Origin of the sequence: Kushneria sinocarnis, assembly GCF_003633775.1 — a bacterium.
GTDB classification, from domain to species: domain Bacteria; phylum Pseudomonadota; class Gammaproteobacteria; order Pseudomonadales; family Halomonadaceae; genus Kushneria; species Kushneria sinocarnis.
On record NZ_RBIN01000004.1, the window covers coordinates 309,406 to 323,663 of the forward strand.

The following is a 14,258-nucleotide window of genomic DNA, read 5'->3' on the forward strand; positions in this document are numbered from 1 at the left end:
AGCGGCATCAGCCGATCCAGGGGGCCAGCAGGGCAAACAGCGGCACCGCGGCGGTAAGACTGTCGATGCGATCAAGCAGGCCACCATGCCCCGGCAGCAGCTGGCCGGAGTCCTTGATGCCGCGATGGCGCTTGAGCATGCTTTCACACAGATCCCCCAGGATCGAGGCGGCGGTCACGATCGCGGTCACGATCAGCAGCACCACGAGGTGGATGGCGTCGAAACCCTGCCACCACGCCATCAGCAGGGCCAGCACCGCCGAACCGGCCAGGGCACCGTAGACGCCGGCCCACGACTTGCCGGGGCTGACCCTGGGGGCCAGCCGGCGATTGCCGAAGGCGCGCCCGGCAAAGTAGGCGGCAATATCGGCGCCCCAGACCACGAACAGCACATAGAGCAGCCACAGCGGCTGCTCCCGCAGCAGCAGAAAACCGACCCAGCAGGGCAGCAGCACCCAGACGCCCATCGCCAGGCGCATGCCGACGCCTTCCCACTGCCAGGTAGCCTGCGGGTAGCGGACCACCCAGTAGAGGCAGAGCAGCCAGCCGATCAGGGCCAGCCACAGCGGCCAGCTCTGATGGGCGATGCCGCTCGACCAGGCCAGCGCCATCGCCGCCAGCATGGAGACCGCAAACAGCGCCTTGTCGCGCGGCTGCTCGCGCCCGGCCAGATTCGACCACTCCCAGGCCGCGCCTACCACGATCAGCCCGACAAAACCGGCGTACCAGCCGCCGCCGAGCAGAAACAGCAGCAGCAGTGACGCCGGACCGATCACCAGCGCAGTCAGAACCCGTTGTCTAAGCACCCTGCTGTACCTCGACCTGTTCGTCCGTCATGCCGAAGCGCCGCTTGCGCCTGGCAAAGGTATCCAGTGCCTCGTCGAAGGCCTCGGCGCCGAAGTCCGGCCAGTACAGTGACGAGAAGTAGAATTCGGCATAGGCCAGCTGCCAGAGCAGGAAGTTGCTGATGCGCTGTTCGCCACTGGTCCGAATGCAGAGATCGACATCGGGGACCCCGTTGCCCCGGATCTCGTCATCGAGCCGCTCCTCGTCGATATCGGCCGCGCTGAGCTCACCGGCTTCCACCCGCTCGGCCAGCCGCCGCGCCGCGCCGGTAATGTCCCAGCGACCGCCGTAGTTGGCGGCCACGATCAGCCGCAGACCGGTGTTGCCGCGGGTCAATCGCTCGGCGCGATCGATCGCCCGATTGAGCGAATGAGGCAACCGGGAGCGCTCGCCGACAATGGAGATGCGAATATTGTTCTTGTGCAGGCGTGCCACCTCGCGGCGCAGCACCAGCACGAACAGCTCCATCAGCGCACTGACCTCCTGGGCCGGACGCTTCCAGTTCTCGCTGGAGAAGGCAAACAGGGTAATGGCCTCGAGCTCGCGCTCGACGGCGCGCTGAATGACCGTGCGCACTGATTCGACGCCGGCATGATGGCCGCGGATACCGGACAATCCATGGGCCCGTGCCCAGCGATTGTTGCCATCCATGATGATCGCCACATGGCGGAGTCCGGAGTGTGGCGGATTGGGCAGAGACGTATCGGGCATGAGTACTCGCATCGGTACGCGATCATCCACATCGCGTACATCGGTCGGGATCCGGCAGTGTCAGACCTGCATCAGGTCCTTTTCCTTCTGCTCCAGTATCTGATCGATATCCGCAATCGCCTTGTCGGTCAGTTTCTGGATGGCATCCTCGGCCTGACGCTCCTCGTCTTCCGATATTTCCTTTTTCTTGAGCAGGGCCTTGGCATCATTGTTGGCGTCGCGACGCACGTTGCGAACCGCCACACGACCCTGTTCGGCTTCCTGCCGCGCCTGACGGATATAGCCCTTGCGGGTTTCCTCGGTCAGTGGCGGCATGGGCACCCGGATCACCGAGCCGGCAGTATTGGGATTGAGTCCCAGATCGGCCATCAGGATGGCCTTCTCGATCTTCGGCACCATCGATTTTTCCCACGGTACCACGGTCAGGGTACGGGCATCCTCGACGTTGACGTTGGCCGCCTGGCTCAGCGGCATCTCGGTGCCATAATAATCGACGCGCACGGCATCGAGCACGCTGGGGTGTGCCCGGCCGGTCCGAATCTTGGAAAACGCCGACTGCAGCGCCTCCACACTCTTGCGCATGCGCGCTTCGGCGTCCTGCTGGATATCGTTGATCACGATGTTCAACCTCTGACTTATTGACCTTGATCCCTGGCGACATCGATCAGGGTGCCTTCACGACCGCCCACTACCAGATTCAGCAGCGCGCCAGGGCGCGTCATATCGAAGACGCGGACCGGCATGTCATGGTCACGCACCAGACAGATGGCGGTCAAATCCATCACTCCCAGCTTCTGCGAGAGTACCTGATCGTAATCCAGATGCTCGTATTTCACCGCATCGGGGTGACTGACCGGGTCCTTGTCATACACGCCATCCACCTTGGTGGCCTTGAGCACCACATCGGCATCGATCTCGATACCGCGCAGGCAGGCCGCACTGTCGGTGGTAAAGAAGGGATTGCCGGTACCGGCGGAAAAGATCACCACGTCACCCGAGGTCATGTACCGGATCGCGGTGCGGCGATCGTAGTGCTCGACCACCCCGCTCATCTGGATCGCCGACATCACCCTTGAGCGGATACTGGAGCGTTCGAGTGCATCACGCATGGCCAGGGCATTCATGACGGTCGCCAGCATGCCCATGTGGTCACCGGTCACGCGCTCCATGCCGGCGGCGTGGAGTGCCGCCCCGCGAAAGAGGTTGCCACCGCCGATCACGATGCCGACCTGAACCCCGATGCCAACCAGCTGGCCGATCTCGAGCGCCATGCGATCAAGCACCTTGGGATCGATACCGAATTCATGATCACCGGTCAGGGCCTCGCCGGAAAGCTTGAGCAGAATGCGCTTGTACTTGACGCTACGATCGGTGGCGGGTGGCATGAACTCTCTCTCCTGAACGGGATATGCTGACAGTATTGCAGCCGCGCTGGCGTGCGGCCCATATGCATTGGCGTGCGCAAGCGCACGCCAATGCGGGATCGCTCACTTCGCGACGGCATCCATCGTATCGCGAAAGCGAGGCGGCAACTTAACCGCGTTGCGCCTGTTCCATCACTTCCTTGGCGAAGTCGACCTCTTCCTTCTCGATACCTTCGCCGACCTCGAAGCGCACAAAGCTGGCCACTTCACCGCCGGACTGCTTGACGAACTCCGCCACGCTGACGTTCTGATCCTTGACGAAGGGCTGGTTGATCAGGCTGTTCTCGGAGAGATACTTGTTGAGACGACCCTGTACCATCTTCTCGGCGATCTCGGCAGGCTTGCCGGCCATGTCCGGCTGCGCCATGATGATCGCCTTCTCCTTGTCGAGCTCCTCCTGTGCCATCTTCTCGGGATGCGACACGGAAGGATTGATTGCCGCCACGTGCATGGCCACGTCACGAGCCGCCTCGACGGTACCACCGGTCAGCACCACCACGGCACCGATCCGATCGCCGTGCACATAGGCGCCGACCACGCCACCCTCGGGCGCCTCGACCACTGACGCACGCCGCACGGTGATGTTCTCGCCGATCTTCTGCACCAGCTGAACACGCGCCTCTTCCAGCTCGCCATCCATCAGGGTGGCAATATCCTCGCTGCGCGTATCCAGCACCTTGTTGACCACTTCATTGGCAAAGCTGCGGAAATTCTCGTCACGCGCCACGAAGTCGGTCTCGGAGTTGACCTCGAGCATCACGGCAGTCCGGCCATCCTCGGAGACACGCGTCAGGATGGCGCCTTCGGCGGCCACCCGGCCGGCCTTCTTGGCGGACTTGAGACCGGCATTCTTGCGCAGGTTCTCGATCGCCTGCTCGATATCACCATCGGCTTCACTGAGCGCCTTCTTGCACTCCATCATGCCGAGCCCGGTACGCTCACGCAGTTGCTTGACCAGAGATGCGCTGATAGCTGCCATGTCATGAACCTCTGTTGGATCGGGTGAAGGCCGGATGACCGCTGCCACGGGCACCCGGCTGCATGTCTGTTCTGCCGCCCGCATTCGACGAACGGCATGATGTTCAAAAAAGGGGGCCGCAGCCCCCTTTTTTCATCAGGAGGGACCGGGCACGGCGGCCCCGATCCCGCTGACCGCTCACTCGGAAGCAGTCTGCTCGGAGGCAGCGGCCTGGGGCGCTTCGCTGCCGTCATCGACCTCGACGAACTCATCCGGGTTGCCTTCCTTCGCCTTCGCACAGGCATCGGCCACGGCAGTCACGTAGATCTGGATGGCCCGGATGGAGTCATCGTTACCCGGAATGATGTAGTCGACGCCGTCCGGATCGGAGTTCGAATCGACCACGCCGATCACCGGAATGCCGAGCTTGTTGGCTTCGTTGATGGCGATCCGCTCGTGATCCACGTCGATCACGAACAGGGCATCGGGCAGGCCGCCCATGTCCTTGATGCCCCCGATCGAGCGCTCGAGCTTCTCCTGCTCGCGGGTGACCATCAGGACTTCCTTCTTGGTCAGCTTCTCGAAGGTGCCGTCCTCGTGCATCGCCTCGATGTCACGCAGCCGCTTGATCGACTGACGGATGGTCTTGAAGTTGGTCAGCATGCCGCCGAGCCAGCGATGGTTGACATACGGCTGGCCGACGCGCCCGGCCTGCTCGCGAACGATCTTGCTGGCGGCGCGCTTGGTGCCAACGAACAGGATCTTGTTGTTGTTGGCCGCCATCCGCTCGACCACCTTGAGGGTGTCGTTGAGCGCCGGCAGGGTGTGCTCGAGGTTGATGATGTGAATCTTGTTGCGAGCACCGAAGATGTACTTGCTCATCTTCGGGTTCCAGTAGCGGGTCTGGTGGCCGAAGTGAGCACCTGCCTTGAGCAGATCACGCATGGTAACGGACATGAAAACTCTCCTGAGTCGGGTTAGGCCTCCACGCATCCCATGGGTCCGACCGCTCGCGCGGCACCCGGGACCATGTGTCGATGCGTGTGTGGGGTCACGTTTTATCGCGCTCCCGCAATGCCATGCGGCGAGATTGCAGGAAATCGCGCGGCTTTATACCATATCAGGCCTGCAAGATGAAGCCGCCAGCTGCTCGAACGCTATCCTGATGGCCCGCCGTCATCCCCGACAGGCTGCCCGTAATCCATGACTATCGAGTGACATGAACATCCCCATTTATACCGCCGAAGATATCGAGGGCCTGCGCACTGCCGGTCGCCTGGCTGCCAGCGTGCTGGAGATGATCGAACCGCATGTCGAGCCCGGCATCTCCACCGGTGAGCTCGACCGCATCTGCCAGGACTACATCGAGCGCGAGCTCGGCTGCACCTCGGCCACCATCGGCTATCACGGCTATCAGCACGCCACCTGCATTTCGCTCAATCACGTGGTCTGCCACGGGATCCCCGATTTCGACAGGAAACTCAAGAAGGGCGATATCTTCAACATCGATGTCACCCTGATCAGGGACGGCTACTACGGCGACACCAGCCGCATGTTCGTGGTCGGCAACAACATCAAGGGCGAGCGGCTCTCGCGCATCACCCAGCAGTGCCTCTACGAGGCCATGAAGGTGATGGGCCCGGGCGTCTGGCTCTCCGAGGTCGGCCGGACCATCCAGCAGCATGCCGAGAGCAACGGCTACAGCGTGGTCCGCGATTTCTGCGGGCACGGCATCGGCACCCAGTTTCATCATGATCCCCAGGTGCTGCATTATGACGGCTATGATCGCAACAATGACGCCCGCCTGGAGCCCGGCATGTGCCTGACCATCGAGCCCATGATCAATGCCGGCAAGTGGCAGACCCGGGTACTGCGCGACGGCTGGACCGCCGTGACCCGTGACAAGAGCCTGTCGGCCCAGTGGGAGCACATGATGGTCATCACCGACAGCGGCATCGAGGTCATGACCCAGCGCCACGACGAGGATCTTTCCTTCCTCGCGGCGACGGCGGACTGAAGGCCGGCAACACCGACTGCCCACCGTTTCGTCTCACCGGGAATCGACATGCTGCTGCATCACTATCGCTTTGCACCCGATGAGTCGCTGCTCGACGTCGCTGCCCTGCGCCGGGAACTGGCTTCGGGGCAGGCCCCCATCGAGACCTTGCGCCATGCCCTTGCCGCGATCCGGGAGCGGCTCGATACCCGCTTTCGCAATGGCGCCGACATCCGTGATCTGGTGTTCGGCCGAGCGTGGTGCATCGATCAGCTGCTGGCGCTGATCTGGGAACGCATCGACTGGCCGGCCGACAACATCGCGCTGCTGGCCGTCGGCGGCTACGGCCGCGGCGAGCTGCATCCGCACTCCGACATCGACCTGCTGATCCTGCTGGAAGACAGTGACGATAGCCGCTGGCGGGAGCCGCTCTCCGCCTTCATCACCCTGCTGTGGGATATCGGGCTGGAAATCGGCCACAGTGTTCGCACTCTTGACGAGTGCGAACGCGAGGCCCGGGATGACGTCACCGTCATGACCAACCTGCTCGAAACCCGCCTGCTGGCCGGCTGGTCATACCTGCGCGAACGCATGCAGGCACTGACCGCACCGCAGCAGATGTGGACGGATGTCGAATTCTTCGAAGCCAAGTGTCGCGAGCAGCTCGGTCGTCACGAGCGGTTCAACAACTCCGAGCATCACCTCGAGCCCAACATCAAGAGCTCGCCGGGCGGGCTGCGCGATATCCAGACCGTCGGCTGGATCGCCAAGCACCACTTCGGGGCGCGCGCCATCGAGGAGACGGTGGCCCAGGGCTTCATGACCGACAACGAGCTGCGCATCATGAGCCAGGGGCGCGCCTTCCTGTGGCAGGTGCGCTATGCGCTGCATCTGCTCGCCGGACGTGCCGAGGATCGCCTGCTGTTCGATCAGCAGCGCGCCATTGCCGAACTGCTGGGCTATCGCGACACGCCCGAGCGGCTGGCCGTGGAACAGTTCATGCGCCGGTACTACCGTATTGTCACGGCGCTGTCCGAGCTCAATGACATGCTGCTGCAGCACTTCGAGGAGGCCATCCTCCAGCGGGGGCATCAGCAGGGCACCGTGCAGGTTCTCAATCGCCGCTTCGAGGTCATCGGCGGCGACATCCGCATCCGCCATCCGGCGGTCTTCAAGCGCCGCCCTGCCGCCCTGCTGGAAATCTTTCTGCTGATGGCGCAGCACCCCGGGATCGAGGGCGTGCGGGCCGAAACCATCCGGGCCATTCGCGATCACCGCCATCTGATCGACGACGCCTTTCGCGGCGACCTGCGCCATCGCAGCCTGTTCATGGAGCTGTTGCGCTCCGGCGGCAATGTGCCCCGCCAGCTGGGGCTGATGGCGCGCTACGGCGTGCTGGGCAAGTATCTGCCCAGCTTCGGCCGCATCATCGGCCTGATGCAGCACGACCTCTTTCATGTCTACACCGTCGATGCCCATACCCTGCGCCTGCTCAGCGTGATCCAGCAGTTTCGCAGCACCGATGGCGAGGAGCACTATCCGCTCTGTGCCCAGCTCATCCATCAGCTGCCCCGGCTGGAAGTACTGTGGATTGCCGGGCTGCTGCATGACATCGGCAAGGGCCGCGGCGGCGACCACTCGCTGATCGGCGCCGAGGAGGCACAACTCTTCTGCGAGCAGCACGGGCTGTCACGCCGCGACACCCATCTGGTGTGCTGGCTGATCGAGCATCATCTGCTGATGTCCACTACCGCACAGAAGCGCGATATCGCCGATCCCGACGTGATCCGCGAATTCGCCGCCACGATGCATGACGAGCTGCACCTGGACTATCTCTATGTGCTGACCGTGGCCGACATCAACGCCACCAACGCCTCGCTCTGGAACGGCTGGCGGGCCGCCCTGCTGCGTCAGCTGCACGGCGAAACCCGACGCATGCTGCGCCGGGGACTGGAAAACCCGCCCGATCGCGGCATGTGGATCGAGGAGACCCGGGACGAGGCCCGCGCCCTGCTGATCGGCATGGGCAATGACCCGCAGGCGGTCGAGGCCCTGTGGCAGACCCTGGGCGACGACTATTTCCTCTACTACAGCGCCAGCGAGATTGCCTGGCACACCCAGGGCATCCTCAGCGCCGGGGACAACATCACGCCGCTGGTGCTGATCAGCGCGCCCACCGATGACATGACCGACGGCGGCACCAAGGTGTTCATTCATACCCGCTCGGTCAACAACCTGTTTGCCGCCACGGCCGCTGCCATGGAGCAGCTCGGGCTGTCGATTCACGACGCCCGCATCGCCACTTCCAGCAACCACTGGACCCTGAACACCTTCATCGTGCTCGACGAGGAAGGCGCACCGATTCGCGATCGCGGCCAGCTGGCAGCCATTCATCACCACCTGGTCGAGGAACTCGACGACCCCGATGACTACCCGCGCATCGTCTCGCGGCATACGCCGCGCCAGCTCAAGCACTTCCGGGTGCCGACCCGGGTCACCATCGAGCAGGACGATACCAACGCCCGTACCATGCTGGAGCTCATCGCGGCCGACCGCGCCGGCCTGCTGGCCCGCGTCGGCCGGATCTTCATGGAGTGCGGCGTCTCGCTGACCGCCGCCAAGATCGCCACCCTCGGTGAACGGGTCGAGGACGTGTTCTTCATTACCGATACCACAGGCCAGCCGCTGACCGATCCGGCGCGACAGCAGCAGCTGCATGTTCGGCTGTGCGAAGTACTCAATGCCCAGGCCGGTGTCACCCGGCAGTCGAACTCCGGCAGCGGCGTTTGAGCCGGCCAGCCCAACCCGCCTATAATCGCCCCCTTGTCCATTTCAAGCCCATACCACCGGATTGAGCGATGCTGACACTCTACGGTCTGCACAACTGCGACAGCTGTCGACGAGCGCAGCGCGCGCTGGAAGCGGCCGGTTTCACGATCGATTTCATCGATCTGAAGCAGCGAAGTACCGAGCACGGCCTCGATGATGCCCTGCTGGATCGCCTGCTGGAAGGCGCCGACTGGCGCACCCTGCTCAATCGTCGCAGCCACACCTGGCGCGATCTCGAGGAGGAGGAGCGCAGCGACCTGGATGAAGAGAGTGCCAGGGCGCTGATGAAAAGCCGGCCGACGCTGATCAAGCGCCCGGTGGTGGATGATGGCACTACCCTGATCGTCGGCCACGACCCGGATGGCTGGCGCAGCCTGATCGATCAATGAACCACCGCTGACATGTCTTCCGCCTCTCCGACCGTATCACTGCAGGAGCACACCACATGCTGAGTTTTGCACTGGGCATCGGCCATCAGAACAGCCGCGGCGAGTGGCTGGATGTCCATTATCCGGCCCCCCTTCACCAGCCTGCCCCCGAGCTGACCGAAGCCGCCCGTCATGCGCTGTCCGCCCCCGAGGGCAATGCCGTGGTCAGCTTCCTGCCCGAGCACTGTACCTCACTGGCCGAGGCGCTGGACGCCGCCGGTGACGAACACCAGGCCGGGATCGCCCGCGCCATGACCGACAGCCAGCGGCCGCTGGTCGCCGTCTTCCTCGACGAGGACCGCGCTCCCGAGAGCGTACCCGAGGTCTATCTCAAGCTGCACCTGCTCTCCCATCGGCTGGTCCGGCCCCACGGCATCGAGCTGGGCGGCATGTTCGCGCTGCTGAAGAACATCGCCTGGACCAGCGAAGGACCGATCGATGTCGAAGAGCTCGACACCCGCCGGCTCAAGGCCCGCCTTGCCGGCCGACCGCTGTCGGTCGACAGTGTCGACAAGTTCCCGAAGATGACCGACTACGTGCTGCCTTCCGGCGTGCGCATCGCCGATACCGCCCGCGTTCGCCTGGGGGCGTATCTGGGCGAAGGCACCACGGTGATGCACGAGGGGTTCTGCAACTTCAACGCCGGCACCGAAGGCCCCGGCATGGTCGAAGGCCGCATCTCGGCCGGCGTCATGCTCGGCAGCGGCTCCGACCTGGGCGGCGGCGCCTCGACCATGGGTACCCTCTCCGGCGGTGGCAACATTGTCATCCGCACCGGCCGCAACTGCCTGATCGGGGCCAATGCCGGACTGGGAATTCCGCTCGGCGACCGCTGCACCATCGAGGCCGGGCTTTACCTTACCGCCAGCGCAAAGGTAGCCGTGCTGGATGACCAGGGTCAGGAAGTGCGCACCGTGGCGGCCCGTGAACTGGCCGGTCAGGATGATCTGCTGTTCATCCGCCACTCGGTGACGGGCCGGCTCGAGTGCCGCACCAACCGAAGCGCCGTCGCGCTCAATGATGCCCTGCACGCCCACAACTGACCCACGAAACTGACCCGGCGGGTACCGCGCCTTCGTGAACGGTACCCGCCCGACAGGCGGATGCTTCATGACCCCAGCCCCTAGTGACACCCTTGCGCTGGCGATCGACCTGCTGTCGCGCCGTTCGCTGACGCCGGCTGATGCCGGCTGCCAGACACTGCTGGGCGAACGTCTCGAACGGCTTGGCTTCAGGCTCGAAACCCTTCATCAGGGTGAGGTCACCAACCTCTGGGCGACGCGCGGCGAGGGCGACACCCTGGTGCTGGCCGGCCATACCGATGTGGTCCCCACCGGACCCGAGCAGCAGTGGGAGTTCCCGCCCTTCGAGCCGACCCTCAATGACGCGGGCGAACTCTGCGGACGCGGCGCCGCCGACATGAAGGGCAGTCTGGCGGCGATGGTAACCGCGGTGGAACGTTTCGTGACCGCCCACCCGACACATCATGGCCGGCTGGCATTGCTGATCACCAGTGACGAGGAAGGGCCGGCGGTCGATGGCACCCGCGCCGTGGTCGAACAGCTGCGCCAGCGCGGCGAACGGGCGCAGTGGTGTATCGTCGGCGAGCCCTCATCGAACGACCTGCCCGGCGATGTCGTCAAGAACGGCCGTCGCGGCTCGCTCGGGGCACGACTGACCGTGCATGGCGTGCAGGGCCACGTGGCCTACCCGCACACCACGCGCAATCCGATTCACCAGGCCGCGCCGGCGCTGGCCGCGCTGGCTGCCGAGCAGTGGGATGCCGGCAACGATCACTTCCCGGCCACCAGCTTCCAGATCTCCAACATCCATGCCGGCACCGGTGCCACCAACGTGGTGCCCGGTGAGCTGGAGGTCGTGTTCAACTTCCGCTTTTCCACCGAAGTCACTGCCGAGACGCTCCAGCAGCGCACCCGGGAGATCCTGGACGCCCGGGGGCTGGAGTACAGCCTCGACTGGACCCTGTTCGGCGAGCCCTTCCTGACCCGGGAAGGCCGGCTGCTGGACGCCGTCATCACGTCGCTCGAAGCGGTCACCGGACGGCGGCCGCAGCTCTCCACTGCCGGCGGCACTTCCGACGGACGCTTCATCGCCGCCGGTCTGGGTGCCCAGGTGATCGAGCTCGGCCCCTGCAATGCCACCATTCACAAGGTGAACGAGCGGGTACGGGCAGGCGATCTCGATACGCTGAGCCAGGCATACGAAGCCATCATGCAACGCCTGCTGGGGTAATCATGGAGCGCTATCCGGACATCGAAATCTATCTGCAGTGCCATGATGTCGGCACCATTGCCGGCTGGCTGAGCGAGGCCCTCGACGGCCCGGCCGAGTTCCGCCCGGCGGGCCGCAACCGCTGGCGCTGCCATGTGGCCGGCAACGGCGCGACGATCCCGGTACTGCTGATCGAGAACGCCACCGAAGACTTTTCCAGCCTGTGGTTCGACAGCGACGCCACGCCCTGGCCCCGGGACGTCGACTGCGCCCGTCAGGCCAGTCAGGCCCTGAACTGCGAGGTACGCTGCTCGCTGGGCAGCTGGCAGCCGGGTGACGATCCCGATCGCTTCCTGCAGATCAGTGCCGACGGCGAGGAGCAGGTGATCGACTGGCCCGACTCCGGTCAGTAACCGGCGGCCGTCATGCAGGCGCCCCGCACAATGGCGGGGTGCGAGGGGGGAAGGGGGTGGCCGGTGGCGCGTCAGGTAATGACGGTCACGTCCTCGGCCTGCAGCCCGCGCTCGTTCTGCACTGCGTGGTAACGCACGCGCTGCCCTTCCGCCAGGGTGCGGTGCCCCTTGCCGCGGATGGCCCGGAAATGGACGAAGACATCCTCGCCCCCATCCCGCGTGATGAAACCGTACCCCTTGTTGACATTGAACCACTTGACCACGCCGATCTCGCGGTCATCGTTCTCCACCTCGGCAATATTGGCCAGCTTCGGGGTCAGCACATGCACCGCCAGGGTAGCAATCTCCAGCATGATGAACGCCGCCAGCGCCGCCAGGATATAGGCCATGACATAACCACCAGCGGCCACGGTATCGCCGAACACGCCGGCAAAGCGATCGCCGCTGAGCATGATGAGGAAAGCCGTCAGCAGCGGTGTCGGCAGCGCAAGCAACAGACTGATCAGTGTACAGCGCAACAGTGTTTTGGCACTCATGGATAGCAGACTCTGACTCTTATCGGATTATTGAAGTATCCAGACCCCGAGCGGGGTCGATGATGTCCCGGCGCTACCCGCTCCCTCGAACCGGAGCGAACGGGACGCAACAGACTGCACGGAGGAACCGTCGATGAATACGCCCCCGCAACCGGATGATTCTAACATGCACGCCGAGGGGTCGCTTGAAGCGACCCTGACACGTCTGGAGGATCTGGAAAGCCGACTGGCCTGGCAGGAGGACTGGCTGGAGCGCCTCGACGAGACGCTCAATCGTCAGGCCGCCACGCTCGATCGGGTCGAGCGCCTGTGCAACCTGATGCAGACCCGACTGCGCGAGCAGCGCAGTGCACTGGACGAGCTGCAGCACGATCAGGGCGGCGCCCCGGAGCACGACGAGCGCCCGCCCCACTACTGAGCCCGTCCGGACGCCACGGCGATGGCGGCGCGTTCGAAACGCCCCGCCATCATCACTGCTGTCGACCCGGTTTCTACCAGGCCGAGTGCGGCACCGAGGGGTCGAGATCGTCGAGAAAACGCTCGGCATCGAGTGCCGCCATGCAGCCACTGCCGGCCGAGGTGATCGCCTGACGGTAGACATGATCGGCCACGTCGCCGGCGGCAAACACGCCCGGCAGGCTGGTGGCGGTCGCGTTGCCGTCAAGCCCGGACTTCACCACGATATAGCCGTCGCGCATCTCCAGCTGCCCCTGGAACAGATCGGTATTGGGCTTGTGACCGATGGCGACGAACAGCCCCGGCGCCATCAGCTCCCGCGTCGAACCGTCCTCGGTGGACTTCAGCCGCACCCCGGTGACCCCGGAGTCATCGCCGAGCACCTCCTCGACCACGCTGTTCCAGGCCAGCTCGATACTGCCGTTGTCGACCCGATCGAACAGTTTCTGCTGCATGATCTTCTCGGCGCGCAGGCTGTCGCGCCGATGCACCAGGGTTACCTTCGAGGCGATGTTGGAAAGATAGAGCGCTTCCTCGACGGCGGTATTGCCGCCGCCGACCACCACGACCTCCTTGTTGCGATAGAAGAAGCCGTCGCAGGTGGCACAGGCCGAGACCCCCTGCCCCTTGAAGCGCTCCTCCGACTCCAGCCCCAGATAGAGGGCACTGGCACCGGTGGCGATGATCAGCGAATCGCAGCTGTAGGTGCCGCTGCTGCCCCTGAGCACATAGGGGCGCTGGCCGAGTTCGACCTCTTCGATGTGATCGAGCTGGATCTCGGTATCGAAGCGTTCGGCATGACGACGCATGCGCTCCATCAACTCGGGGCCCTGCACGCCACTGTCATCGCCCGGCCAGTTGTCGACATCCGTGGTGGTGGTCAGCTGACCGCCCATCTCCATGCCGGTAATCAGCAGCGGCTTGAGATTGGCGCGTGCGGCGTAGACCGCAGCAGAGTAGCCGGCCGGGCCGGAACCGAGAATGATCAGGCCGTGATGCTGCGTCTCGCTCATGGAATCCTCGCTTGCTTGAATCGGAATCGTCGTCACCGGCATTCCGCCCGGGGCGGGCCGGCATGATACTGGCGCACAGCTTAACGGTTGCCGCCACGATCGCCCAGCCATGCCGATCAATGGAGGCCATCAATGGCGTTGATGTAGCGGCAACCGGGCTATTCATCGCTGCCATCCTCGCGCGAGAGCCTGACCTCGGGTGTTCCGTCGATCTCGGAGAGCACGACATTGACAACAATCGGGGCGCAGCACCAGTAACAGTCATGCACGCTTTCATGACTCCCCTCGCCCGGATCGATCATCATTTCGAAATCGGCACCGCACCACGGGCAGTTCACCTCGCGTGGAATCAGTTCCTACATGACCACTCTCCCCGACCTTCGTCGCAATACACGAAATACACCTGTTATTCGAATG

General features: G+C 64.1%; 16 protein-coding genes. 7 read left to right on the forward strand and 9 right to left on the reverse strand.

All coding sequences use genetic code 11. The features are described 5' to 3' along the window. Positions 1 to 7: 7 nt before the first annotated feature. From C7446_RS08175 to rpsB, 6 genes are all read right to left on the reverse strand, one after another. Positions 8 to 805: a phosphatidate cytidylyltransferase gene (locus tag C7446_RS08175; protein WP_121172593.1), complete on the reverse strand. Its 798-nt coding sequence runs from the start codon at positions 803 to 805 to the stop codon at positions 8 to 10. Further along, positions 798 to 1,556: a polyprenyl diphosphate synthase gene (uppS, locus tag C7446_RS08180; RefSeq protein WP_121172716.1), complete on the reverse strand. Its 759-nt coding sequence runs from the start codon at positions 1,554 to 1,556 to the stop codon at positions 798 to 800. The genes C7446_RS08175 and uppS overlap by 8 nt, the downstream gene beginning before the upstream one ends. 60 nt (positions 1,557 to 1,616) lie before the next feature. Then, positions 1,617 to 2,174: a ribosome recycling factor gene (gene frr, locus C7446_RS08185; protein ID WP_121172717.1), complete on the reverse strand. Its 558-nt coding sequence runs from the start codon at positions 2,172 to 2,174 to the stop codon at positions 1,617 to 1,619. Between the two features lie 17 nt (positions 2,175 to 2,191). Next, positions 2,192 to 2,941 (reverse strand): UMP kinase, encoded by a 750-nt coding sequence (gene pyrH, locus C7446_RS08190; RefSeq protein ID WP_121172594.1) that lies wholly within the window; start codon positions 2,939 to 2,941, stop codon positions 2,192 to 2,194. Positions 2,942 to 3,089: 148 nt separating this feature from the next. Further along, positions 3,090 to 3,959 (reverse strand): translation elongation factor Ts, encoded by an 870-nt coding sequence (gene tsf, locus C7446_RS08195; protein ID WP_121172595.1) that lies wholly within the window; start codon positions 3,957 to 3,959, stop codon positions 3,090 to 3,092. Positions 3,960 to 4,136: 177 nt separating this feature from the next. After that, entirely contained in the window at positions 4,137 to 4,895 is a 759-nt protein-coding gene (gene rpsB, locus C7446_RS08200) for a 30S ribosomal protein S2 (RefSeq protein WP_121172596.1), read from the reverse strand. A gap of 262 nt (positions 4,896 to 5,157) precedes the next feature. Here rpsB and map point away from each other — a divergent pair, with 262 nt between their 5' ends. The 6 genes from map to C7446_RS08230 all read left to right on the forward strand — a co-directional run bounded on the left by map (position 5,158) and on the right by C7446_RS08230 (position 11,836). Next, complete coding sequence (gene map, locus C7446_RS08205; RefSeq protein ID WP_121172597.1) at positions 5,158 to 5,955, forward strand: type I methionyl aminopeptidase; 798 nt, start codon at positions 5,158 to 5,160, stop codon at positions 5,953 to 5,955. A 48-nt stretch (positions 5,956 to 6,003) separates the two neighbouring features. Beyond that, positions 6,004 to 8,724 (forward strand): [protein-PII] uridylyltransferase, encoded by a 2,721-nt coding sequence (locus C7446_RS08210; RefSeq protein WP_121172598.1) that lies wholly within the window; start codon positions 6,004 to 6,006, stop codon positions 8,722 to 8,724. A gap of 68 nt (positions 8,725 to 8,792) precedes the next feature. After that, positions 8,793 to 9,152: an ArsC/Spx/MgsR family protein gene (locus C7446_RS08215; RefSeq protein WP_121172599.1), complete on the forward strand. Its 360-nt coding sequence runs from the start codon at positions 8,793 to 8,795 to the stop codon at positions 9,150 to 9,152. Positions 9,153 to 9,208: 56 nt separating this feature from the next. Beyond that, positions 9,209 to 10,234, forward strand: a complete 1,026-nt coding sequence (gene dapD, locus C7446_RS08220; RefSeq protein ID WP_121172600.1) for a 2,3,4,5-tetrahydropyridine-2,6-dicarboxylate N-succinyltransferase — start codon at positions 9,209 to 9,211, stop codon at positions 10,232 to 10,234. A gap of 67 nt (positions 10,235 to 10,301) precedes the next feature. Continuing rightward, positions 10,302 to 11,444, forward strand: a complete 1,143-nt coding sequence (gene dapE / locus C7446_RS08225) for a succinyl-diaminopimelate desuccinylase (protein ID WP_121172601.1) — start codon at positions 10,302 to 10,304, stop codon at positions 11,442 to 11,444. A 2-nt stretch (positions 11,445 to 11,446) separates the two neighbouring features. Next, positions 11,447 to 11,836, forward strand: coding sequence for a hypothetical protein (locus C7446_RS08230; RefSeq protein ID WP_211327900.1), 390 nt, complete (start codon positions 11,447 to 11,449; stop codon positions 11,834 to 11,836). A gap of 71 nt (positions 11,837 to 11,907) precedes the next feature. Here the strand turns inward: C7446_RS08230 and C7446_RS16770 are convergent, their stop codons facing one another. After that, positions 11,908 to 12,372, reverse strand: a complete 465-nt coding sequence (locus C7446_RS16770) for a cold-shock protein (RefSeq protein WP_121172603.1) — start codon at positions 12,370 to 12,372, stop codon at positions 11,908 to 11,910. Between the two features lie 133 nt (positions 12,373 to 12,505). On the opposite strand from C7446_RS16770, the gene C7446_RS08240 reads away from it, so the two are divergent. Further along, positions 12,506 to 12,790, forward strand: coding sequence for a SlyX family protein (locus tag C7446_RS08240; protein WP_245977772.1), 285 nt, complete (start codon positions 12,506 to 12,508; stop codon positions 12,788 to 12,790). Between the two features lie 73 nt (positions 12,791 to 12,863). Here C7446_RS08240 and trxB read toward each other — a convergent pair whose 3' ends face one another. Then, a complete protein-coding gene (gene trxB, locus C7446_RS08245) occupies positions 12,864 to 13,841 on the reverse strand; it encodes a thioredoxin-disulfide reductase (protein WP_121172605.1) in 978 nt (325 codons plus the stop codon). Between the two features lie 158 nt (positions 13,842 to 13,999). After that, positions 14,000 to 14,179: a zinc ribbon domain-containing protein gene (locus C7446_RS08250; RefSeq protein WP_281272345.1), complete on the reverse strand. Its 180-nt coding sequence runs from the start codon at positions 14,177 to 14,179 to the stop codon at positions 14,000 to 14,002. Positions 14,180 to 14,258 lie beyond the last annotated feature (79 nt).

Bases quoted from the DNA above. Each gene is read 5' to 3' on its own strand.
- uppS (WP_121172716.1), bottom strand. From the start codon at position 1,556: ATGCCCGATACGTCTCTGCCCAATCCGCCACACTCCGGACTCCGCCAT.
- pyrH (WP_121172594.1), bottom strand. From the start codon at position 2,941: ATGCCACCCGCCACCGATCGTAGCGTCAAGTACAAGCGCATTCTGCTC.
- tsf (WP_121172595.1), bottom strand. From the start codon at position 3,959: ATGGCAGCTATCAGCGCATCTCTGGTCAAGCAACTGCGTGAGCGTACC.
- rpsB (WP_121172596.1), bottom strand. From the start codon at position 4,895: ATGTCCGTTACCATGCGTGATCTGCTCAAGGCAGGTGCTCACTTCGGC.
- map (WP_121172597.1), top strand. From the start codon at position 5,158: ATGAACATCCCCATTTATACCGCCGAAGATATCGAGGGCCTGCGCACT.
- C7446_RS08210 (WP_121172598.1), top strand. From the start codon at position 6,004: ATGCTGCTGCATCACTATCGCTTTGCACCCGATGAGTCGCTGCTCGAC.
- C7446_RS08215 (WP_121172599.1), top strand. From the start codon at position 8,793: ATGCTGACACTCTACGGTCTGCACAACTGCGACAGCTGTCGACGAGCG.
- dapD (WP_121172600.1), top strand. From the start codon at position 9,209: ATGCTGAGTTTTGCACTGGGCATCGGCCATCAGAACAGCCGCGGCGAG.
- dapE (WP_121172601.1), top strand. From the start codon at position 10,302: ATGACCCCAGCCCCTAGTGACACCCTTGCGCTGGCGATCGACCTGCTG.
- C7446_RS08230 (WP_211327900.1), top strand. From the start codon at position 11,447: ATGGAGCGCTATCCGGACATCGAAATCTATCTGCAGTGCCATGATGTC.
- C7446_RS16770 (WP_121172603.1), bottom strand. From the start codon at position 12,372: ATGAGTGCCAAAACACTGTTGCGCTGTACACTGATCAGTCTGTTGCTT.
- C7446_RS08240 (WP_245977772.1), top strand. From the start codon at position 12,506: ATGAATACGCCCCCGCAACCGGATGATTCTAACATGCACGCCGAGGGG.
- trxB (WP_121172605.1), bottom strand. From the start codon at position 13,841: ATGAGCGAGACGCAGCATCACGGCCTGATCATTCTCGGTTCCGGCCCG.